This is a genomic window from Acinetobacter lwoffii (assembly GCF_024129685.1).
Taxonomy (GTDB): Bacteria; Pseudomonadota; Gammaproteobacteria; order Pseudomonadales; family Moraxellaceae; genus Acinetobacter; species Acinetobacter lwoffii_X.
On sequence record NZ_JAMXXL010000011.1, the window covers coordinates 24,349 to 45,071 of the forward strand.

Below are 20,723 nucleotides of genomic sequence, written 5' to 3' on the forward strand. Positions count from 1 at the left end.
CTAGGAAGGAATATGCTGAATAGCAACAATGAGCACTTGCTGAGCATGAATTTTGAAATGGATATCAACATTTGCAAACTTCATCCCATATACCCGTTCTTCATCTTCCTGATATGCAGGTCTTGGATCTAGAGATAAGACAGCTTCCAGCTCCTGAATAGTCTGCACAGAGATTTTTCCATTTCCTAGTAATTGTTGCTTTTGCTGCTCCGCTTCATCGCTCCAAATGACGGTTTTACGTGATGGTTCATCCTGCGCATAACCGCTTTGTGCTTCAATGATAGCATCCGAATATTGAATATAAGGTTTGATATCCATAACTGGCGTGCCATCGAGCAAGTCACTCCCTGTCACATACACTCGAACATGCTTGCCCACCTTTCTCACTTCTTTGAGTTTGACCACAGATAAACCAATCGGTGATGGACGATACATGCTGCGCGTAGCAAAAACGCCTATTTTCTTGTTACCACCCAAACGCGGCGGACGCACTTGTGGACGAAACTGGCTGTTGTGCTGGTTTTTATTGTCATGAAATTGCCAGACCAGCCAAAGATGACTGAACTCTTCAATCCCCTCAAAGGCGAGCAGATCATTATAGGGCCCGACCATTTCGATATAGCTTTCGACCTGAACCAGATTCGGCTGACGAGGAATACCAAATTTTTCTTTATAGGGAGAACGCATATAACCAATAATCGGCAGCGCAAGTTCGGTCATCATCACTTTTTTTGATAAGCTCAATTAAATATATTCAGTTTATCGAGAATGAATTTAGATTAGAATAGCAAGCTGTTCTAATTTGATAATTTATTGAGACCTTTAATGGCTGCTTTTAACGTCGAAAAGATTACTCACGTCCACCACTGGAATGATACTTTATTCTCTTTTAAAACGACTCGTGACACTGCTTTGCGTTTTAAAAACGGTCAGTTTGTAATGATCGGCCTTGAAGTCAATGGCAAGCCGTTAATGCGCGCATATTCAATTGCAAGCGCCAACTACGAAGAAGAGTTAGAATTTTTCTCAATTAAAGTGCCTGATGGTCCACTGACTTCGATTTTACAGAAAGTAAAAGTCGGCGATGACATTTTGGTTTCTAAAAAGCCTACAGGTACATTGGTACTGGATGACCTAAATCCAGGTAAAAATCTTTACCTTCTTTCTTCTGGCACTGGTCTTGCACCTTTCCTGTCGACTATTCGCGATCCTGAAACTTACGAACGTTTTGAAAAGATTATCGTAGTTCACGGTACCCGTTTCATTTCAGAACTGGCTTATCAAGATTTGATCCTGAATGAAGTTCCAAATCATGAATTCTTCTCTGAACTCGGCGCGAAAGAAAAATTGGTATATTACCCAACCGTAACCCGTGAAGAATATCCAAATCAAGGTCGTGTAACCACTGCGATTGAAACCGGTGAACTGTTTGAAAAAATCGGTCTGCCACGTTTCAACCCGGAAACTGACCGTGCCATGTTATGCGGTAGCCCGGCATTCCTAGATGACGTTGCTGCGCTTCTTGACCAACACGGTCTGAAAGAATCTCCGAAAATGGGCGTTCTGGGTGACTACGTGATTGAACGTGCATTCGTAGAAAAATAAGATTTGCTAAACTAAAAAACCGGACTTTTAAGTCCGGTTTTTTATTGGAACCATCACTAAATAATTAACGATCGCGACCTTCCTGGTTTGCAGAACCTGAACAGCCTGCGCCACCTGCAATGATGAAACCCGTTTGCGCTTTACATGAACCAATCATACGGCCATGAGAGTCAAATGTAGTTACTGACGATGCACAGCCCGTCAATATAACAGTCGCTACAAGTGCAATAAGTGCTGATAATTTCATGATATTCCCCTTTATTATTTACGGTTTTAAATTAATCTGATTTTGGCTTGGTGGCGTTGGTAACAGGCCTGTATTCGCATCTGGCGTATTGTAATTCACACCTAAGGCATCGCCTGAACCACTACAATGTGCACTTGCGGTCGAAAGTAGGCCACGCGTCGCCATACATGAACCGATGATTTTTCCTGTTGCATCATAAGTCACGACTTTGGAACTACAAGCGGCTAGCCCCGATATTGCCAATATTGAAAAAATTTTAATTAAATTCACATTAACCCTCTTAGAATATAAAAATAAATTATTAAAATTTATGTATATTTTCTGAATTTCGCCAGAGATTCTAATTTAATTTGTTTATTTGTAAAGCTTTATTTTTCAAATATTATAAAAATTGAAATAAATAAAAAGCTGCCCTGCAGGACAGCTTTAAATATAAAAATTAGCTGGATTTATGTTTAAGTGATCTTTCTTCCAGAGACTGCTTAATCACTTGATAACCTGATGTGATGCCGAGTGTAGCGATAATTACAGCCACAATAATATCCGGCCAAAGACTGCCTGTACCAAATACGCCTACGGCTGCCAAAATGACCGCAAAGTTGCCAATTGCATCATTGCGACTACAGAGCCAGACCGACCGCATATTGGAATCACCTTCACGAAAAGCATAAAGAATTGCTGCTGTAAATACATTCGCTACTAAGGCCAGCACACCAATCAGGCCCATTGTCAGTGCTTCAGGTGGAATACCTTGCAGATAGGCATAAATCACTTTGCTAATAACCACCAGACCAAACAACGCCATGGTCACTCCCTTCACCAAAGCGACTGTTGCCCGCCAATACAGACTCGCACCTAGTACAGCCAAAGAAATCCCGTAATTGACGGCATCACCAAAGAAATCTAGCGCGTCTGCCCACAAGGCTGATGAATGTGCATATGCACCACCGATCAGCTCCACTACAAATAAAGTGAAGTTCACCAGCAAGGCAATCCATAGCGCTGTTCTAAATTTGCTGTTGGGCTTGATGGGTGCCGGTTCAGGACTACAACTACAAGCCATATCATTCCCCCGATGATTTTTTATCTAAAATACGATAAATTGATTAGAAACTATGGACTAACTCCAAGGTCAAGCAGGAGGGTGATATGTCAGTTTATTTGATTTCAGAAATGGCCAAAAAAACTGGTCTAAGCACCGATACCCTACGTTTTTATGAGAAAAAAGGCTTTATCCAGCCGAATTTTCGAGCAAGTAATCAGTATCGTTATTATGGTGAAGACGCATTAAAAAGACTGCTTTTTATCAAGCGTTGCCGTGCCTTAGACATGTCATTAAAAGAGATTGAAACCCTGATTCAACTTGAACAAAATCCGGATCAGGAATGCTGTGCCGTAAACCAATTGATTGATCAGCATCTTTTAGATATTTCAAATAAAATTAAAGAATTACAAATATTTGAACGGCAACTGATCACACTGAGAGAAAGTTGCAACACCCCAACCACTATTGATCATTGCCAGATTTTAAAAACGCTTGAAAATCCTGAAAATGATTGAGTATTGAAGACATTTTATGGAGGATTCCCTACTTAAAATAAAACCTTGTTTTACATCCAAATCGCGTATTTCCGAGTGATTTACTAGGTTGAATCCAAATTCCAGATGATTAGAATAAAGCCGTAATTTTTATATGTCTTTCGATTTGATCATGAGCATCACCACCGTTACCGAACTTCTCTCACCAGCTGGCTCACTCAAAAATATGCGCTATGCTTTTGCTTATGGTGCAGATGCAGTCTATGCCGGCCAGCCGCGCTATAGCCTGCGGGTTCGTAATAATGAATTTGACCATGACAATTTAGCGATTGGCATCAAAGAAGCACACGAACTAGGCAAAAAATTCTATGTGGTGGTCAATATCCAACCGCACAACTCCAAGCTGAAAAATTTTATTCGTGATTTAGAGCCTGTAGTGGCGATGCAGCCAGATGCGCTGATCATGTCCGATCCAGGTCTGATCATGCTGGTGCGTCAACATTTTCCAGAGATGGATATTCACCTGTCTGTTCAGGCCAATGCCGTGAACTGGGCAACCGTGAAATTCTGGAAAAACATGGGACTGACCCGTGTGATTCTGTCACGTGAACTGTCGATTGAAGAAATTGCAGAAATCAAACAGCACGTACCTGATATGGAGATTGAAGTCTTCGTTCATGGTGCGCTATGCATGGCCTACTCTGGCCGTTGCATGCTGTCTGGCTATATGAACAAACGTGATGCCAATCAGGGTGCCTGCACCAATGCCTGCCGCTGGGAATATAAAGTTCTGGAAGCCAAGGAAGATGAAACCGGTGATGTCATTCCGGTAAAAAATCTGGATTCAGGCTGCTGCTCAAAAGATGCCGACGAACAACACATGCAAGAACAACATCAGTTTGATGAGCCTGTACTATTGCAGCGCAACGAAGAAGACATGTTTGCTGCCGAAGAAGATGAACACGGCACTTATTTCATGAATTCCAAAGATCTACGTGCAGTCCAGCATGTAGAGCGACTAACCAAAGTAGGTGTACATTCACTCAAGATTGAAGGCCGTACCAAGTCTTATTTCTATTGTGCCCGTACTGCTCAAATTTACCGTAAAGCGATTGATGATGCACTTGCGGGTAAACCTTTTGATCCGTCACTGATGACACAATTGGAAGGCTTAGCGAATCGTGGTTATACTGAAGGTTTTCTGCGCCGCCATGTGCATAGTGAATATCAGAATTATGAACATGGTTCTTCCAGTTTTGATCATCAAATTTTCTGCGGTGAAGTGCTAGAGCGCAATGGGAATTACATCAAGATCGATGTGAAAAACCGTTTTATGGTGGGTGACTCACTGGAACTGATGACGACTCAAGGAAATATCAGCTTTACTTTAACCGAAATGAAAGACAAAAAAGGTAATCTGATCGAAAACGCCAAAGGTTCAGGTCATATTGTCGAGATTCCGGTTCCGGCAGATGTCGATATGCAATATGCCCTGCTCATCCGTAATCTGCCAAGTTCGACTGCGGATATTTCGGCATCTTCACTGGCTTATCAGGCGAGTTAAATATGGCACTGCTGATTACCGACAAATGCATCAATTGCGATATGTGTTTACCGGAATGCCCGAATGACGCGATTTATGAGGGTGAAAAGGTTTATGAAATTGACGTAAAACGTTGTACGGAATGCGTCGGTTTTTATGAACATCAGACCTGTGTAGATGTCTGTCCGATTGAATGCATTGTTCCACATCCGGAATATCGGGAAACACAGGAGCAATTACTGGAAAAATTTAAGGGTTTGAACTTATTTAAATCTTAAAAAATGAAGCGATGGAATATACATTGCTTCATGTAAAGACAACCTTGGGGAAAGTATAAAAATAAGGGTTGAAAACAAAAAGTGAGAGGAAAAGAACAGCTGAAAGTGTGTGGGGACACTTTTGGCTGATCCAATAATAAATATAAAAAAAAGGAACTCGGGTGTTAGCGTCCTGAGTTCCTATAAAGAGATAATAATGTATTTATAAGATATAGCACCTCGGTTTTGGGGAACCCAGGTGCTATTTTTTTTATTGCCCTGAACGGATGATGTAATCAAAAGCAGACAGTGATGCCTTGGCACCTTCACCGGTGGCAATGATGATCTGCTTGTACGGCACTGTGGTACAGTCACCTGCCGCAAACACACCTTTCACATTGGTTTCGTTGCGGTCGTTAATCACAATCTCGCCACGGTTAGTCAGCTCAACTTGGGTTTCTTTCAGGAAGTCCGTGTTTGGTAACAAACCGATCTGCACGAAGATCCCCGCCAGCTCAACCACATGCTCTTTATCCGTGGCACGGTCTTTGTATTTCAGACCGGTCACCTGTGAACCATCACCCAGCACTTCAGTCGACAGGGCATTCTTGATCACGGTGGTATTCGGCAAGCTGTTCAGCTTGTCTTGCAGCACCTGATCCGCACGCAGCTTGGTATCAAATTCCACCAAAGTTACATGCTCCACAATCCCCGCCAGGTCAATCGCGGCTTCAACACCCGAGTTACCACCGCCAATCACAGCGACGCGTTTGCCTTTGAACAGTGGACCGTCACAGTGCGGGCAGTAGGCTACACCACGAGTTTTATATTCCTGCTCACCCGGAACATTCATCTCTCTCCAGCGTGCACCAGTCGACAGAATCACGGTTTTCGATTCCAGTTTGGCACCATTCTCTAACGTGACTTCCACCAGACCATTGGCCGTTTCATCTGCACCTTTGATGTTAGAGACACGTTGCAGGTTCATGATGTCGACACCATATTCACGCACGTGGGCTTCCATCTCGGCTGCAAATTTAGGACCTTGGGTCTTCTGTACAGACGTAAAGTTTTCAATGTCCATGGTATCCATGACCTGACCGCCCATACGTTCAGCCACGATCCCGGTTTTAATGCCTTTACGTGCTGCATAGATGGCAGAGGTATTCCCCGCAGGGCCGCCACCGATCACCAGGACATCAAAGGCATCTTTGGCATTCAGTTTTTTCGCATCTTTGGCAGCGGCATTGCTATCCAGTTTGGCAATGATTTCTTCCAGCGTCATACGACCCTGACCAATATGCTGGTTGTCCTGGAATACCATCGGCACCGCCATGATCTTGCGTTCTTCGACTTCGTCCTGGAAGAAAGCCCCATCAATCATGGTCGCTGTAGTGCCCGGGTTATAGATGGCAATCAGGTTGAGTGCCTGAACCACATCCGGACAGTTATGGCAACTTAAGGATACAAACACATCGAAATTAGATTGAACACCCAGGCTTTTAATATTCGCCAGTATTTCATCAGAGACTTTCGGTGCATAACCTGAAGTTTGCAGCAATGCCAGAATCAGCGAAGTAAACTCATGACCCATTGGCAAGCCTGCAAAGAACACACGCGGTTCCTCACCTTGTTTGACAATCCCAAAACTTGGCGCACGTGCATTGGTCCCATCAAAGCGTGCAGTCACCAGATCAGACAGTGCAGCTACTTCGGAAACCAGTTCCTGAATTTTGGCTGATTTATCAGAATCATCTAAAGTCGCGACCAGTTCAATCGGGCCTTCTAGGCGTTCTAATAAGGTTTTAAGTTGGGCTGAAGTATTTTGATCTAACATTGCTAACGTCTCCAAAGGAGTAAATGTTTATTTGATAACAGGATATTAAATGAATTGAATAAATAGGTAAAACAGTTTGTTTTTATTTTATTGATCGGTATTTTAGATTATTAATCCAGTTATAGACTTTATGCTGCCTTGTTTTTATTTTTGGGCTATATAGAGCAAGTTGAATAGGTTGTCTTAAAAATAGCGTTGAAATTCCATCAAAAAATGCTCCCTATTCAGGTAATGCCAGGCCAGTCAGTTAAGCAATTGACTGGCATTTTTTTTAGGCTCTAGACTAGCAAAATGATTATGTTAGTCTAGAATCATGATAGAAAACAGTAAATTAAGTCACTATAAGATTAAAAAAATTATTCAATGCTTTTGTGTTGATATTCCTGCTTCCAAAACAGCCTTATTACTCAATTTAAATCGTAATACGATTAACTATTGGTACATGCTTTTTAGAGAAACTATCTATGATCATCAAACAGATTTAAGAGCTAAGTTTGTTGGTTCAATAGAAGTAGATGAAAGCTATTTTGGAGCGAAAAGGCAACGTGGGTTTCATGGAAAGTTAAAGCGTGGTCGTGGGACTCTAAAACAGCCAGTATTTGGAATATTCGAACGTAATGGGCGCGTCTATACTGAAATCGCACCTGACTGTAAAATGAAGACTTTACAAGAGGTTATCATTGGTAAAGTTTCACTTGAGAGTGTGATTTATAGTGATGGATGGCGTGGCTATAATGGTCTTGTTGATGTGGGTTATTCAAAGCATTTTAGGGTAAATCACGGAGCAAATGAGTTTGCTAGAGGAGAATGTCATATAAATGGAATAGAATCATTTTGGAGCTTTTGTAAAAGAAGGCTAGCAAAGTTTAACGGCATATCAAAAGAGTACTTTGATTATCATCTTAAAGAAACTGAATGGCGTTGGATGAGGGAACCTAATGAGTTAGCAACTGAGCTGTGGAACCTCATTAGGTAAAATTAAGTGTAAATCTGCTAGTCTAGAGCCTTTTTTAAATTCAAGATTATATTTGATAGGTAGCAAAGTCATCCGCAACTGTTTGAGGCAGGACTACATTAAAAAATGATTGTTTTTGCGACAAATTTACTAAGGGATAGTGGCTGACGAGTTTTGCGGATGACAAATGCTTTTGGTTACTTTGGGCGAAACCAAAGTAACAAGTGATATTGCAAGTATTTGATTTAAAAAGTTAAGACTCTTTCATAAACGACTGAAAAGCTAAAGAGTTTATTTCTAAATTCCTTAACTGATCAGCATTACCCTATTCAGGAGCATTTTGGGAAATTAATGAATCCGCTGTTCGATACGCAGAGAACGACCCTTGATTGAGTTGGCCAAGAAAAACAAGATTAGGCTAACTAGTGCCGATAAAATAGCAACACCAATAATAACCAGATTCGTGATCTGATTTAACTGATCCGCCTGTTGCACCTGTGTATTTACACTCTTGGCGACTGGTGTCATGGCTTGACCATAGACCTGTTGCTGCATGGTCCAGATTTGTTCAGGCTTGAAACCATATTGTTCAAATTTAGGATCCTGTTTTTCTGCTTCAACCAGGTTTAAAACATAAGGTTTTGCGGCAGATAAATCCTGCGGCTTATGCAGCAATGCCGTTTGCGCCAGTAAATAAGATTTCACCGGTGCTGCAATCTCTGAATCGGCCAGATAACGGGCGATTTCACTATCATTGATATTGCTGTCGTAATACACCACTTGCTGATAAGCATCCTCCCGATCATTGCGCAGATCATGCTGCCAGTAAGTTAAACCTGACCAAATTACGATAAAAGCAATCAGCCAGGCGACAAATTTCAGCACAAAAGACTGAAAGCGCACATAAAAGAAACGCAACTTTTTCAGTAAGCCAATCACAAAAAATGCACCGATGAAAGAGGCAAAAATTTTAATAATCAGCCAGCCAAACCAGCTCAGCAAACTAAAAAAATAATCTGGACTATCATCAATGCTGGCCAGTGTGGCATCTACACTGACCGGCAAATGCAATTGCTGTACTTGGGTACTTAGGCCAAAAAAACCATAGACCAGTTCCTGCTGGAAAAATAGGCTGATCAGTGAGGCTATAAATACGGTAGAGGTGGTCAAACCCAATAGCATCAAATTGCGTTGACGTTTCTTGAGTGCAACTACCCCCTGCTTGATGTCCTGAGGCTTAACGGCGTATTCATCTAAGGGCGGCAATCTCTACTCCTTCTTTCAGATTTTGGCCCTACCTGATTTAGTTGGGCTTGGATCCACTGGTACTTGATTCAATCACCAAGTGATTCAGATTATCCTGCAAAGCTTTCAAACGCACGGTTGCTTGTGTACGTTTTTGTACACCTTCTTTCTGGATCTGAATCACATCATTTACAGTTTTAATGAGGGTATTTTGCACATGTTCAAGCGTTTCGATGTCAATCACCGAGCGCTGGTTGGCTTTAGCCGTATCAACCGAGTTCTGATGTAACAGGTCAGCATTACGGCGCAGCAGCTCATTGGTAGCATCATCAATGGTATTGGCCAGCTGCACACTGTTCTTCTGTTCGCTCAATGAAATTGCGAGACTGATCTGGTTTTTCCACGCTGGTAAAGTAATATTTTTGATCGCATAAAACTTGTCGACCAACATCAGGTTATTCGACTGGATAATCCGGATCATTGGCAAGGTCTGCATCGCAGATTGCTGCAGTACCTGTAAATCACTGACACGTTTTTCCAGATTATTGGCCAGATGGTTCAGGTCATAAATTTTCTGGGTGGTGCTCTGATCTTGCGGCAAGGCGGTTAAAGCGGAAATTTCCTGTTGCAGCTCCTGTTCGCGTAAACGTCCTGCGGCGATATGTACCCCGAGCTGTTTATATTCATCCTGTACCCCGTCAAACATTTTATCCAGGGTATCAACACGTGCTTTCAAACCGGATTGCGAGGTTTCAATCTCTTTCACCAGTACATCTAGCTGCTCTTTAGTGGTATTGAAATGCGCATCAAAGTTATCTTTCGCACCTTTGAATTTGCTAATGATATTGCCAAAAAAACCCGAACTTTTCTTTTTATTGAGAATACTGCTGGTATTCAGCTGCTGAGCCACCTGTACCACCTGATTCAGCTTCTGTCCTGTCGCATCCAGATCTCTATTTTGCACCAGATTCAGTAATTCATCGGTATAGGTCGAAGTTTTGGTCGCAATATTTTTGCCATATTCAGCCACGCTGTTATGACTCATGTTCTGCAACTCTTTACGTGCAGCCAGCACCTCCTGAAAGTCAGCAGACTGTAAGCCCAGTTCTTTCAGGTCCATTTGCTGGAATTTTTGTTCGACCAGTTCATTCGAGCTTTCAACAGGTAAATTTACTAAATCAGACTTGGTCATAGTTCACCTTATATTGTTATGTTTTCGAGGGCTTCTCGAGGGATTTTTTTAACGTTTTAATCAGACTCTCACGGCTATTATCAAGTTTTTCCAGATCACTTGTCGAGTGTTTCGTCTGGCTTTGTTTGACATGATATTGCCAAGCCGGAATCAAGACCTGCTGTGCTTCCTTAAAGCGATCCAGCAGGCTAAAGGAAAGCTGCTGCGAAAGCTGCATCTGGGTAATGGCGATGTCATTACTGCTTTGTAAGGTACGTAAGGTATTAATTTTCTTGGAGAGGCGTTCTGAAAAATTATCCAGTGGATGCTGGTTTTTGACGAATAGCGGATATTCAGATAAAAACTCATCTGCAGCGACAATGTGCTTGGCCATCTGTTCGCGCAACCCCAACAGCTGCTGAAAACGCGACTGGGATTTCTGGATTTCAATCTGTAATTTACGGCTTAAGTGATCGGCCTGATCCAGCAAACGGTCCAGCCGTTGATAATATTCTACCTGACTTGAGCCATAATCCAGATCAATACCAAGCCATTTCTGCAGGGCATTAAATTTACGTTTTTTCAGATATTTTTTAGATTCTGCCAGCGCCTGAATCAATTGCTCAATGGTCTGGCTTAACTGTTGGGTCAAGTGCGGATCGACCCCATTCAGCAGAACCGACTGTGCCTGAATCAAAGCATCTGCATAATGATTCAGCCCATATTGATTATCCAGTACAGGCACAAGCTCATTACGCTTAATCGCCAGAATTTTCTCACGATCAAGCATCATGTCAGTCAAGGCAGGTAGAGCTTCAAAGCGCGACATGGTTGAGGCGATATCCTTTAAAAAAGTGAAACAAAGAAGTCTAGAACATCTTCGAATGTAGCAAAAAAACAGACCGCGTTGTGTATATTTATCCAGAAATTCGTTACATCACTTTAACTAAATCCATGTTTTATCTTTATTTTAATTATGATTTTGGCAATACGATTCAATTGCAGAGATAAATGACTACATTACATTTTGAGAATTATTTAACTTTAAGCATTTAGAACTTTAAAATGTATTCAATCTGATCTAAATGCTTACAACATCAGGTTTTACTTAAAATCCATATACAAAAAAAGCCATATTGCTATGGCTTTCAAGGATGATCCAACGCTGGCTTAAAGATAATCCCCTTCGCTCTCCGGCTGAAACAGCACTTTTTCAATGGTCACTTTCATGGTATTACCATCCGGTTGTGGCCATTCAATGGTTTGACCTTCTGCTAAGCCCAAAATGGCTGCACCTATCGGTGCGATGACATTGACCTGCCCCTTTTCACCTTTAAATTCGTGTGGGTAAACTAGTGTCACCTCAACAGCTTCCGTAGAAGGTGCAATGGTCAACAACACACGGGAATGCATGGTCACGATATTGCTTGCGATCGCTTGCGGCTCGACCACTTCGGCACGTGCCAATTCATCCTCTAAGCGGATCATGGTTTCGCTCAGCTTGCTCTGATTCTCCAGCATCGTTTCCAGACGATGTAAATCTTGCTCAGATAAAATAATGTTGGGTTTAGTCATCCTTATTACCTTGTTTAATGCATAAATGAAAAATTAATCAATCAACCGCCAGCAGCATTTTTAAATACAGGATTTACCCATATTCAAATGATACCGATCCATATAACGTTTAAATAAAAAGAATGATGTCATTCACGGCGCTTATATCAGCACCACCTTACAGTAACATGGGATTCACTCAAGCGCTTCATCTACCATGATCTTCAGCTCAATAACCTATTAGTTTTAAAGTGTCAGGTTCTGAAAATAATTCCTGTAAATAATTTCAATCAAAGCGTGCAACGAATGCATCCATTCTTTTAAAGCATTTTAAAATACAAATAGTTGATAAAAGACTTTAAGCCAGACTGAGAAAAACTCAATATGATTTTATTGATGACTCAATCTCTTACGGCAAGGAAATCGATCTATGTAAGTCCGATCAAGGCCAAACATCTTTTATATCGTTATTTTTACAGCTATAAAAAAAGCTCCCGGTTGGGAGCTCCTTTCCGTTTATAAGCAATTATGCATAAACTGGGAATTTAGCACATACCGCTGCAACTTTTTCTTTAACCGCGTTGATCACAGCTTCATCGCCTTTCGCATCAAGGATGTCAGCGATCCAGCCTGCGAGCTCACGCACTTCAGCTTCACTGAAACCGCGAGTTGTTACTGCAGGTGTACCGATACGGATACCTGAAGTGACGAACGGAGAGCGTGGATCGTTTGGTACAGAGTTTTTGTTCACAGTAATGTGAGCAGCACCTAACCAAGCATCAGCTTCTTTACCTGTGATGTCTTGTTTGATTAAAGACAATAAGAACAAATGGTTTTCAGTACCGCCAGAAACTACTTCATAACCGCGTGCGATCAATACTTCAGCCATTGCTTTCGCATTTACCACAACTTGTTGTTGGTAAGCTTTGTATTCAGGTGCCATTGCTTCTTTAAAGCAGATTGCTTTTGCAGCAATTGCGTGAACCAAAGGACCACCCTGGTTGCCTGGGAATACAGCCGATTGAAGTTTCTTCTCGATTTCTTCGTTTGCTTTCGCAAGAATAAGACCAGAACGTGGACCACGAAGTGTTTTGTGAGTCGTCGTCGTCGTAACGTCAGCAATTTGCACCGGGCTTGGGTAAACGCCAGCAGCAACTAAACCTGCAACGTGAGCCATATCAACAAACAGATAAGCGCCAACTTTGTCCGCGATTTCACGGAAACGCTGCCAGTCAACGATCTGGCTGTATGCAGAGAAACCAGCAACGATCATGCGTGGCTTATGCTCAAGCGCTAAACGCTCAACTTCTTCGTAATCGATCTCGCCAGTTTCAGGGTTTAAACCGTACTGAATCGCATTATATGTTTTACCAGAGAAGCTTACTTTTGCACCGTGAGTCAAGTGACCACCGTGAGCAAGGCTCATACCCAGAACTGTATCGCCCGGGTTCAGAAGCGCTAAGTAAACTGCTGAGTTTGCTTGTGAACCAGCATGTGGCTGAACGTTAGCATAATCAGCACCAAAGAGTTCTTTAGCACGGTCAATCGCCAATTGTTCGATAACGTCTACATACTCGCAACCGCCATAGTAGCGTTTACCTGGGTAGCCTTCCGCATATTTGTTAGTAAGTTTTGAACCTTGAGCTTCCATAACTGCTGGTGAGCAGTAGTTTTCAGAAGCGATTAGCTCAATATGAGCTTCTTGACGAGCATCTTCATTCGAGATTGCTTGAGCTAATTCTGGATCAAATTCAGCGATAGAGATATTGGCAAACATTAGCGAGGTCCTATTGATTTAGGGCTTTTAAGCCGTGCTAAGATTGGCGCGTATTGTAGCATGAAGTTTTAAATTTTCGATCATGAACTTTATTCAGTTTGCAATAAAAATGGCTCATATCTAAAAAAACATGAGCCATTCAGATAAAAATAAGTTATTGAATTGGCATTAGAGATTTTACATCTGAAATAATATTAGGAATATTCAGTGCATAGACGCTACCATGATCCCATTTAGTCGCATTTGACTCATCCGTAATATAACGTACTGAAGTTTGTTTCTGATTGGCGAGTGCAACCAAAACATCTGTTGCTGCTTTCGGAACGGTACTATCTGCTGAACCCTGATAAATAATCACTGGCGTAGACACTTTGACCTGTAAAGGCTGAGAATCTTTATCCAGGAAGTTTTTCACCACCGGAATACTCATGAAGTTGGTTTGAGTACGCGGATATCCTTCTAAAGTTCCGTTATTTTGAGCATACTGTCCCATTGCAGCACCAAATTTATTACCCAGTACATCATAGCAATCAGTTTCCGCATTCTTGGCGATCTGGTCAGTCGGTGTTTTAAAAATCTGGCTATATTGCAGATTTGGGTTTGGATTACGTAAACCGGCAGTAATCAATGCCGTGAACGTATCTAAAGACGCCAAAGTTTCAATCTTTTTACCCAGATCGGTTTCTTGTCCAGCTTGCGCCTCACCACCTGACAAAATCAGGCTAAAATTAGAAGCAGGTGCTAGAGCCACTGTCCCCTTATAAGTCATTTGAGCAGCTCGTGCTGCATATTGTGCAGCACCTAAAGCTGCCTGTCCCCCTTGAGAATGCCCAACAGCCATCCATTGACTAGATGCATCTGTCCCTAAATAATCTTTTGCAGCGACAACGGCATCGGTAATCGAATAGGCTTCACTCTTGAGATTCAGGAAAGGATGGAGCTCTTTTCCACCAGGCTCACCTAAACCTTCATAATCGGGTGCAACGACCACATATCCCGCTTGAAGAAATCCAGCAATCATATTCCTGATAAAAGGATTCAGTGCATTTCGACTTGATGCACATTGGTCAGCAACGCCAGTCGTGCCATGAGCCCATGCGACGATCGGCCATCCCTTTGCTGGTGGTGTTCCCTCAGGGGTGAACACCAATGCAGTCGCTTGTGTTTCTTTACCATTAATCCCTAACATCTTATAAGTCATGATCACACTTTCGTCAGCGATCCCGGCGAAATCCGTTTCAGTATAGGCCACCGGGGTTGCCACCACCGGATTGTCTATATCATTTACAGGAAGAGCAGGTTTGGACTCGTAAAAACGATCATTATCACTATCATCGTTACAAGCAGTTAAGGCCACACTTAATGTGAGAAGAGTACAGGTCAATACTTGACGTTTCATCGATCTTATCCTTATCTTATTTATTATCATCTCTAATGAGTTTTTCTGGTTTTATCTTTAACAAACGATAAAACCACATGTAATTTCCCAATTTATCTAAACAATATCAAGAAAAGAATGCGTTATTTTTTCTATTAAATTCGCACCGGTTTAGATTTATTATGAAATCAACAAACTTTAAAATAGAGAATTTCTCCTCTCCAGAACTATACAAATAGTCGTCATACGTTAAAAAGCCTGCAATTAATACAGAAATAAAGCAATTCAATTGTCAGTTGCAAAATAATAATGTTAGATTTTACTCTCCTCTCTTTTCAGGCACATTTCCGACATGCAGGCCATTATTCTTGATACCGAAACGCATACTTTAAATGGTCAACCCATCGAAATTGCTTATGCGCCTGTCGAAATTGTAGAGCATAAAATCAGTCTGGATAAAAGCCGCCTGTTTGATCAGCTTTATTCATGTGACGAAGCCATTTCTTTTGCTGCCATGGCCGTGCATCATATTCTGGAATCGGATCTGGAAGGTCAGCCGCATTACACTACCTTTCGCCTACCTGATGAAACCGTCTACATGATCGGCCATAATATTGATTATGACGTCCGTGCCATCGAAAAATGTGGCGTAGATACTTCAAAAATCAAGGCAATTTGCACCTTGGCTTTAGCTCGTCGGGTCTGGCCAGATGCGGAAGCACACAATATTTCTGCACTGATCTATATGATCACCAAAGGCAGCGAAAGAGCGCGTGAAATGATCCATAAAGCACATCGTGCCGATATGGATATTATTTTAACTGCCAATATTTTGATGCATATTGTGCATCATTTAAAAATCAACAGTATGCAGGAATTATTCGACGCTTCTGAAGATGCCCGAATTCCACGTACGATTAATTTTGGCAAACATCGCGGTACTGCCATCGCCGAACTTCCTACTGACTATGTGCAATGGCTATTGCGTCAGGATGAACTGGATCCTTATTTACGTAAGGCCCTTGAAAATACGGCGATCACGACATTATAGGTTTTATCAAAACAAACCTCAGTATTTTAATAAATACTTCATATTAATGTAATTTTCACAGACTATGCTCTAGCTGAATTTTAGCAACAATCTATTCAGCTATGATGCATTTTTATAAAACTCAACGTGGGATCGAGGTGCTACAGGATCGCTCCATCCCACTGACCGCACGCCAACGCCGCTTACTGGTTCTGATCGGCAGCCAGGATTTCAACTTATTAAATGATGGCTTAAAACAACAGCTTGCTCCTGCCGAACTCTTAGATCAGCTTTATGCCATGGATTTAATTATTCCAGCTGAAACGGGCGAGGTAGCCATCAGTCAAAAGCAGGCTGATGCAAGAACAGATACAAAAGTTGACCTGGCACACTCCGAGATTCACCGATCGTTGGACTCATCGATAGCAGCAGCTTCTGCGACAAAAGAACTCCATCCTGAGATGGAATCCATTAAAGTAGCGCAGGACATTCCATCTGCTGAAACGGATTCAAGCCATGCAAAAAAGCTGCCTGAACTGCAACATATGTCTTTTGAAGACCTTAAATATATGATGATGGAAAGCTTACAAAAATATTGTGGCTTGATGGCCAAGCAGCAAATTCACCATATTTTACAGGCACCGGATGTGCGCAGTTTGAAACTTTGTCAAATGCAATGGATCACATCACTTCAGGAAAGTCGCATTGCTCCTCAAGAATTGAATCACATTCTGAAGCAGATTAATTTTGCTTTAGATCAATTGCAGTAAAATGAAGCGCCTGAATAAGAACATCTTAGTCTTTTAAACTCTTAAATAAGTGAGTTTAACAATGAGGCAGCTTTAATTATTCAAGATAACTAATTGGTTATTTGATATATTTATATTTAAGTAAAATTTAAAGCTCGAAATATCCGACTTAAGCGTGATAGAAAAAGAATTATAATCCCGCCATATAGTGAGCATAGACATCCGATTGGATCATGTATATGTCACATTATTTAGAATTCGATGCGTTCGATAATCCCATGCAACTGAGTAAAGTTGGCAATTGGGTAATTACCTTTTTAAGTCCGGTTGAAGAACTGCAATTTGTGCAACTGGCGATCACCTATGTACTTCCCCGCCAGATCAGTGACAGCTTGCAACCGCGCCGTGTGTTGATTCAAAAAAGTCCCATTGAGCATCATTGGCTGATCCAGGCCATTGAATTTTTTGACAGCACGACTCGTCAGGAAATTTCTTTAAGCCCTGAGCATACAATCGCACAGCAAACTTTAGTGCAGATTCTAAAAGATTTTGAAAAATATGATGTGAATGTGCAGCTTAAACAGATTTAAATATTTGCTCACTCCAGCGAGCTTTTTTATTGTTATGGGATATTTCTTCGGCCAATTAAAGCCCATTATCACGTTGTCTTCTCTTAGATATTGAATCAGAAGCTGATTATAGCTGCATACAGTAGTATCCAAGCTAGCAAACACCAAAGTATAAAAAACTCACCTAAATGGTGAGTTTTTTATCTGCTGAATCGGTGATTTCGGATAAATAAGTTCAATTTTTTTCTACCTATCTGAAGTTCACTGATTAAATTATTCGATAACGCGATAAATATTTGAAGATTGTTGGCTTTCAAACAACAACTCAATACTCGGCAGAATGGTTTCACCATCCACCACAATATGTTCAATTTTTTTGACCAACTCAGCTGCATGATGAATGTTGTGCTCTGCAAAGGAACGCAGCATCGCTTTCGCTTCAGTCACTTGGCTAAATTGATCTTTCACCTTGATATCAATCATCTTTGACATTTTTCCTTCCTCTCTCATTATCCAATTTGCAGTTTTTTATACCATAATTAGCCAAGCGATTAATCTTCAAGATGTTAACGAATTTGGCAATGTAAACTTTTTTATCTGGAGGGATTATAATAAAAAGAATATTAAACTGAATGAATTGCGCAGACATTAAAAAAGCTCGCATTTCTGCGAGCTCTGTGTTGGATGGCTAGTGCTAGATTTATTGTCTGGTGATGAACATCAAACTCAACTAACTGTCATTGATCCGTCCAACTTATCGGTAGCGTCTTATTGGTTTTACGACCTACCATGAGTTCAATATAACAGTATTTTTTTAGCCAACAATACTCTTTTACACTTCTAAAAGAAGACTTATACAAGATTCCAATTGTCATTTTTTTAAAGCAGATTAGAATATTTCTGGCTTGTCTTACGAAGAATTTTGCATTCATATCATCTTTATCTAATTTATTGATTTCTAGAAAAATACCTTATTAAGCATACAACTTCCCGTTGCATAGATGGCTCAATACTCTCGTTCATAATCTCAATAAGCGCTTTAAAATTTAAGTTGGAATATGATTTTTTATAAATAAAAAATACTTCCGGAAAAGGACGCAATATTCAAACAAACTGCTGTCATGAATCGATACAACTAATTTTAAAATGATTATTTTTCAAAAAATGGCGACAATTTAACCTCCCATCAATGTCAATTAACCATATTTTTGTCTGATTATTTAATAACTTACATGAGGAAATCAAAATTATTCAATTGATTTTCTGAACGTTAAATACCATATTTTTATTTGCAGCATAGTCAAATATTCAGAGCCTTACTCAGCTTTTCAAATCCACCCTATTTACAGCCAAGCAATCTATAAATTCTAAATTTGATCGAAATAAAAACTCTCACCTAATGGAAATTTAATTTTATATCAACCTTAAACATTGAATATAAATGCAATACAATGCTCATAAATACATCGAGATATATCTAATTTTTTATGTCAGCTAATAATTTTAGGAAATACCTTGATCTCAATTTAAGGCAGTTAATACTTTTATTGGCTATTTTTAGTGTGTCTAGCCTTTTTATTATTTCTCTCATTATTAGCTATCAGATCGTAAAAAATCAGTTAATCGACAATTCTCTTGCCTTAAACTCTGATCATGCACATAAAATTGCATTAAGCACAGACAACCATTTTAGAAATATGCTTCTTGAGCTGGACTATAGTGCCAAGATATTAGGTCAAGACTTTAATAACAATGAGCTAAGAGAAGCCGAGGTCAATAAATTAAAATATCAGTCTGAACACTATAACAGTGTTGTGATCAGTGACACCCAAGGCAGACTGATAAACTTTTCCCCTAATATTCTGCATATTGATAAAAGCAAAATACAACATACTCAAGGGATTATTGACTCTCTTCATAAAAAATCGACTTATATATCTTCGCCCTATTTTTCTGTGCAAAAAAATATGATTGTGTTTATTTCTCAACCTATTTTTGACAAGTCAAATCACTATCAGGGCTTCATCGGTTCAGCGATTTATTTAAAAGAAAAAAATGTAATTAATCAGCTTCTAACCACTTATAAAAATTATAAGAATAGTTATATGTATCTGATTAACAATGAAAATAAAATTATTTTCCATCCCGATCGTGAAAGAATCGGTCAATTGGCCAGCAATAATACTGGTCTGGAATATATGCATGCGCATAAAAATGGTCAAATTCGTTTAATCAATAGCCAGGGCACTGATAATCTGGCGGGTTTTTCTCATATTCCGACTTCAAACTGGATCGTGGTTTCCCAACAACCCACCCATGATTTACTTAAACAGGCAAATTCTATCCTTTATAAATTAGCCGCAGGATTCTTTTTATTTTATCTGCTTGTTTTTTATATTGTATGGCGACTGTCTGACTCTATCTCGGCCCCGTTGAATCAACTGGCAGATATGGCGAGTCTGCTAAATCAGGCAGAAATCGGTTCAAAAATTAAGAATATCCAGCCTTGGTACTATGAGGTCACAAAATTCAAGTTAGCTCTACTGCTGAGTGTTCGAAAGTTTTCACAACAAATGAGCAAAATGGATCATCATATTAATACAGATCCTTTAACCGGCTTGATGAATCGTCGTGGGTTGAATTATGTCATGACTCACAACATGAAAATGAACATCCCTTTTTCAGTGCTTCTGATGGATGTGGATCATTTTAAAAACATTAATGACAATTATGGTCATGATCAAGGTGATGTTGTCTTAAAGCATATTGCCAAGACGATGCAGCAAAAATTTCGTAAAGATGATATTTGCTGCCGCTACGGTGGTGAAGAATTTATCATTATTATACCGAACAGCAATCTCACTGAAGTTTATGAAAGTGCAGAAAGGTTCAGAAAAGAGATTGCAGGTAAAGAGATTCAGGATATAGGTAATATTAGTATTTCGATTGGTATTGCTTCTTGGCCAGACAGTTCTAAAAATATTCTAGACGTTCTGAAAATTGCTGATAACAATCTTTATCGGGCGAAAGATGATGGACGCAACTGTGTGCGTTACTAATTTGATTTATTTTTCAGATTTATAGCTTAAATAAATGGTGCGCTCAGCGGGACTCGAACCCACGCCACAGGCTTCGGAGACCTGTACTCTATCCAGTTGAGCTATGAGCGCATCTTTTTTGGATCGCGCACATCATAACAAAAAAAAGCATAAGGTAAAGCAACTATCTCTAACTTCATCATTTTTATGCTTAAGCTTTATACAATGT

Annotated in this window: 21 protein-coding genes and 1 tRNA gene; 9 read left to right on the plus strand and 13 right to left on the minus strand. The window is 40.4% G+C overall.

The annotated features are described in order from the left end of the window. The gene (gene tsaA, locus NI464_RS07200; RefSeq protein WP_253138060.1) at window positions 1–720 is read right to left on the minus strand and encodes a tRNA (N6-threonylcarbamoyladenosine(37)-N6)-methyltransferase TrmO; all 720 of its coding nucleotides are present in this window, start codon (window positions 718–720) and stop codon (window positions 1–3) included. Between the two features lie 105 nt (window positions 721–825). On the opposite strand from tsaA, the gene NI464_RS07205 reads away from it, so the two are divergent. Then, window positions 826–1,605: a ferredoxin--NADP reductase gene (locus NI464_RS07205; RefSeq protein WP_004279005.1), complete on the plus strand. Its 780-nt coding sequence runs from the start codon at window positions 826–828 to the stop codon at window positions 1,603–1,605. Between the two features lie 64 nt (window positions 1,606–1,669). On the opposite strand, the gene NI464_RS07210 is transcribed toward NI464_RS07205, so the two are convergent. The 3 genes from NI464_RS07210 to NI464_RS07220 all read right to left on the minus strand — a co-directional run bounded on the left by NI464_RS07210 (window position 1,670) and on the right by NI464_RS07220 (window position 2,915). Continuing rightward, a complete protein-coding gene (locus tag NI464_RS07210; RefSeq protein WP_085064142.1) occupies window positions 1,670–1,852 on the minus strand; it encodes a YgdI/YgdR family lipoprotein in 183 nt (60 codons plus the stop codon). An 18-nt stretch (window positions 1,853–1,870) separates the two neighbouring features. Next, a complete protein-coding gene (locus NI464_RS07215) occupies window positions 1,871–2,122 on the minus strand; it encodes a hypothetical protein (protein WP_004279009.1) in 252 nt (83 codons plus the stop codon). A gap of 169 nt (window positions 2,123–2,291) precedes the next feature. Then, a complete protein-coding gene (locus NI464_RS07220) occupies window positions 2,292–2,915 on the minus strand; it encodes a cation efflux transmembrane domain-containing protein (RefSeq protein WP_253138062.1) in 624 nt (207 codons plus the stop codon). A gap of 86 nt (window positions 2,916–3,001) precedes the next feature. On the opposite strand from NI464_RS07220, the gene NI464_RS07225 reads away from it, so the two are divergent. The 3 genes from NI464_RS07225 (at window position 3,002) to NI464_RS07235 (ending at window position 5,212) form a co-directional block, all read left to right on the plus strand. Further along, complete coding sequence (locus NI464_RS07225; RefSeq protein ID WP_253111915.1) at window positions 3,002–3,412, plus strand: Cd(II)/Pb(II)-responsive transcriptional regulator; 411 nt, start codon at window positions 3,002–3,004, stop codon at window positions 3,410–3,412. 133 nt (window positions 3,413–3,545) lie between these two features. After that, window positions 3,546–4,955, plus strand: coding sequence for a prephenate-dependent tRNA uridine(34) hydroxylase TrhP (gene trhP / locus NI464_RS07230; RefSeq protein WP_253138063.1), 1,410 nt, complete (start codon window positions 3,546–3,548; stop codon window positions 4,953–4,955). Between the two features lie 2 nt (window positions 4,956–4,957). Continuing rightward, entirely contained in the window at window positions 4,958–5,212 is a 255-nt protein-coding gene (locus NI464_RS07235; protein ID WP_253138065.1) for a YfhL family 4Fe-4S dicluster ferredoxin, read from the plus strand. A gap of 250 nt (window positions 5,213–5,462) precedes the next feature. Here NI464_RS07235 and ahpF read toward each other — a convergent pair whose 3' ends face one another. Next, window positions 5,463–7,028, minus strand: a complete 1,566-nt coding sequence (gene ahpF / locus NI464_RS07240; protein WP_253138066.1) for an alkyl hydroperoxide reductase subunit F — start codon at window positions 7,026–7,028, stop codon at window positions 5,463–5,465. Between the two features lie 313 nt (window positions 7,029–7,341). Here ahpF and NI464_RS07245 point away from each other — a divergent pair, with 313 nt between their 5' ends. Next, window positions 7,342–8,004 carry an IS1595-like element ISAcra1 family transposase gene (locus NI464_RS07245; RefSeq protein ID WP_253138067.1) on the plus strand — a complete coding sequence of 221 codons (663 nt, stop codon included), beginning with the start codon at window positions 7,342–7,344 and terminating at the stop codon, window positions 8,002–8,004. Between the two features lie 327 nt (window positions 8,005–8,331). Here the strand turns inward: NI464_RS07245 and NI464_RS07250 are convergent, their stop codons facing one another. The 6 genes from NI464_RS07250 to NI464_RS07275 all read right to left on the minus strand — a co-directional run bounded on the left by NI464_RS07250 (window position 8,332) and on the right by NI464_RS07275 (window position 15,129). Then, entirely contained in the window at window positions 8,332–9,249 is a 918-nt protein-coding gene (locus NI464_RS07250; RefSeq protein ID WP_253138068.1) for a hypothetical protein, read from the minus strand. Between the two features lie 37 nt (window positions 9,250–9,286). Further along, a complete protein-coding gene (locus NI464_RS07255) occupies window positions 9,287–10,420 on the minus strand; it encodes a toxic anion resistance protein (protein WP_253138069.1) in 1,134 nt (377 codons plus the stop codon). A 16-nt stretch (window positions 10,421–10,436) separates the two neighbouring features. Continuing rightward, entirely contained in the window at window positions 10,437–11,228 is a 792-nt protein-coding gene (locus tag NI464_RS07260) for a tellurium resistance protein (protein WP_253138070.1), read from the minus strand. A gap of 341 nt (window positions 11,229–11,569) precedes the next feature. Then, window positions 11,570–11,974 (minus strand): nucleoside diphosphate kinase regulator, encoded by a 405-nt coding sequence (rnk, locus tag NI464_RS07265; RefSeq protein ID WP_004279022.1) that lies wholly within the window; start codon window positions 11,972–11,974, stop codon window positions 11,570–11,572. A gap of 505 nt (window positions 11,975–12,479) precedes the next feature. Then, complete coding sequence (gene glyA / locus NI464_RS07270; RefSeq protein ID WP_253138071.1) at window positions 12,480–13,730, minus strand: serine hydroxymethyltransferase; 1,251 nt, start codon at window positions 13,728–13,730, stop codon at window positions 12,480–12,482. A 154-nt stretch (window positions 13,731–13,884) separates the two neighbouring features. After that, complete coding sequence (locus tag NI464_RS07275) at window positions 13,885–15,129, minus strand: alpha/beta hydrolase family protein (RefSeq protein ID WP_253138072.1); 1,245 nt, start codon at window positions 15,127–15,129, stop codon at window positions 13,885–13,887. Window positions 15,130–15,460: 331 nt separating this feature from the next. On the opposite strand from NI464_RS07275, the gene NI464_RS07280 reads away from it, so the two are divergent. The 3 genes from NI464_RS07280 (at window position 15,461) to NI464_RS07290 (ending at window position 17,477) form a co-directional block, all read left to right on the plus strand. After that, on the plus strand, window positions 15,461–16,159 hold the full coding sequence (locus NI464_RS07280; protein ID WP_253138073.1) for a DUF3820 family protein: 699 nt from the start codon (window positions 15,461–15,463) through the stop codon (window positions 16,157–16,159). 101 nt (window positions 16,160–16,260) lie between these two features. Beyond that, the gene (locus NI464_RS07285; RefSeq protein ID WP_253138074.1) at window positions 16,261–16,908 is read left to right on the plus strand and encodes a hypothetical protein; all 648 of its coding nucleotides are present in this window, start codon (window positions 16,261–16,263) and stop codon (window positions 16,906–16,908) included. 218 nt (window positions 16,909–17,126) lie between these two features. Further along, window positions 17,127–17,477, plus strand: coding sequence for a hypothetical protein (locus NI464_RS07290; protein WP_085064136.1), 351 nt, complete (start codon window positions 17,127–17,129; stop codon window positions 17,475–17,477). A 252-nt stretch (window positions 17,478–17,729) separates the two neighbouring features. On the opposite strand, the gene NI464_RS07295 is transcribed toward NI464_RS07290, so the two are convergent. After that, window positions 17,730–17,948: a hypothetical protein gene (locus tag NI464_RS07295; RefSeq protein ID WP_004645598.1), complete on the minus strand. Its 219-nt coding sequence runs from the start codon at window positions 17,946–17,948 to the stop codon at window positions 17,730–17,732. A gap of 995 nt (window positions 17,949–18,943) precedes the next feature. On the opposite strand from NI464_RS07295, the gene NI464_RS07300 reads away from it, so the two are divergent. Next, the gene (locus NI464_RS07300; RefSeq protein ID WP_086044638.1) at window positions 18,944–20,515 is read left to right on the plus strand and encodes a sensor domain-containing diguanylate cyclase; all 1,572 of its coding nucleotides are present in this window, start codon (window positions 18,944–18,946) and stop codon (window positions 20,513–20,515) included. Window positions 20,516–20,550: 35 nt separating this feature from the next. Here the strand turns inward: NI464_RS07300 and NI464_RS07305 are convergent. Then, window positions 20,551–20,626 (minus strand) — tRNA-Arg (locus NI464_RS07305). Window positions 20,627–20,723 lie beyond the last annotated feature (97 nt).

What these genes read in the sequence shown, in the direction of transcription:
- tsaA (WP_253138060.1), bottom strand. Translation starts at nt 720, where the DNA reads ATGACCGAACTTGCGCTGCCGATTATTGGTTATATGCGTTCTCCCTAT.
- NI464_RS07205 (WP_004279005.1), top strand. Translation starts at nt 826, where the DNA reads ATGGCTGCTTTTAACGTCGAAAAGATTACTCACGTCCACCACTGGAAT.
- NI464_RS07210 (WP_085064142.1), bottom strand. Translation starts at nt 1,852, where the DNA reads ATGAAATTATCAGCACTTATTGCACTTGTAGCGACTGTTATATTGACG.
- NI464_RS07220 (WP_253138062.1), bottom strand. Translation starts at nt 2,915, where the DNA reads ATGGCTTGTAGTTGTAGTCCTGAACCGGCACCCATCAAGCCCAACAGC.
- NI464_RS07225 (WP_253111915.1), top strand. Translation starts at nt 3,002, where the DNA reads ATGTCAGTTTATTTGATTTCAGAAATGGCCAAAAAAACTGGTCTAAGC.
- trhP (WP_253138063.1), top strand. Translation starts at nt 3,546, where the DNA reads ATGTCTTTCGATTTGATCATGAGCATCACCACCGTTACCGAACTTCTC.
- NI464_RS07235 (WP_253138065.1), top strand. Translation starts at nt 4,958, where the DNA reads ATGGCACTGCTGATTACCGACAAATGCATCAATTGCGATATGTGTTTA.
- ahpF (WP_253138066.1), bottom strand. Translation starts at nt 7,028, where the DNA reads ATGTTAGATCAAAATACTTCAGCCCAACTTAAAACCTTATTAGAACGC.
- NI464_RS07245 (WP_253138067.1), top strand. Translation starts at nt 7,342, where the DNA reads ATGATAGAAAACAGTAAATTAAGTCACTATAAGATTAAAAAAATTATT.
- NI464_RS07255 (WP_253138069.1), bottom strand. Translation starts at nt 10,420, where the DNA reads ATGACCAAGTCTGATTTAGTAAATTTACCTGTTGAAAGCTCGAATGAA.
- NI464_RS07260 (WP_253138070.1), bottom strand. Translation starts at nt 11,228, where the DNA reads ATGTCGCGCTTTGAAGCTCTACCTGCCTTGACTGACATGATGCTTGAT.
- rnk (WP_004279022.1), bottom strand. Translation starts at nt 11,974, where the DNA reads ATGACTAAACCCAACATTATTTTATCTGAGCAAGATTTACATCGTCTG.
- glyA (WP_253138071.1), bottom strand. Translation starts at nt 13,730, where the DNA reads ATGTTTGCCAATATCTCTATCGCTGAATTTGATCCAGAATTAGCTCAA.
- NI464_RS07275 (WP_253138072.1), bottom strand. Translation starts at nt 15,129, where the DNA reads ATGAAACGTCAAGTATTGACCTGTACTCTTCTCACATTAAGTGTGGCC.
- NI464_RS07280 (WP_253138073.1), top strand. Translation starts at nt 15,461, where the DNA reads ATGCAGGCCATTATTCTTGATACCGAAACGCATACTTTAAATGGTCAA.
- NI464_RS07285 (WP_253138074.1), top strand. Translation starts at nt 16,261, where the DNA reads ATGATGCATTTTTATAAAACTCAACGTGGGATCGAGGTGCTACAGGAT.
- NI464_RS07290 (WP_085064136.1), top strand. Translation starts at nt 17,127, where the DNA reads ATGTCACATTATTTAGAATTCGATGCGTTCGATAATCCCATGCAACTG.
- NI464_RS07295 (WP_004645598.1), bottom strand. Translation starts at nt 17,948, where the DNA reads ATGTCAAAGATGATTGATATCAAGGTGAAAGATCAATTTAGCCAAGTG.
- NI464_RS07300 (WP_086044638.1), top strand. Translation starts at nt 18,944, where the DNA reads ATGTCAGCTAATAATTTTAGGAAATACCTTGATCTCAATTTAAGGCAG.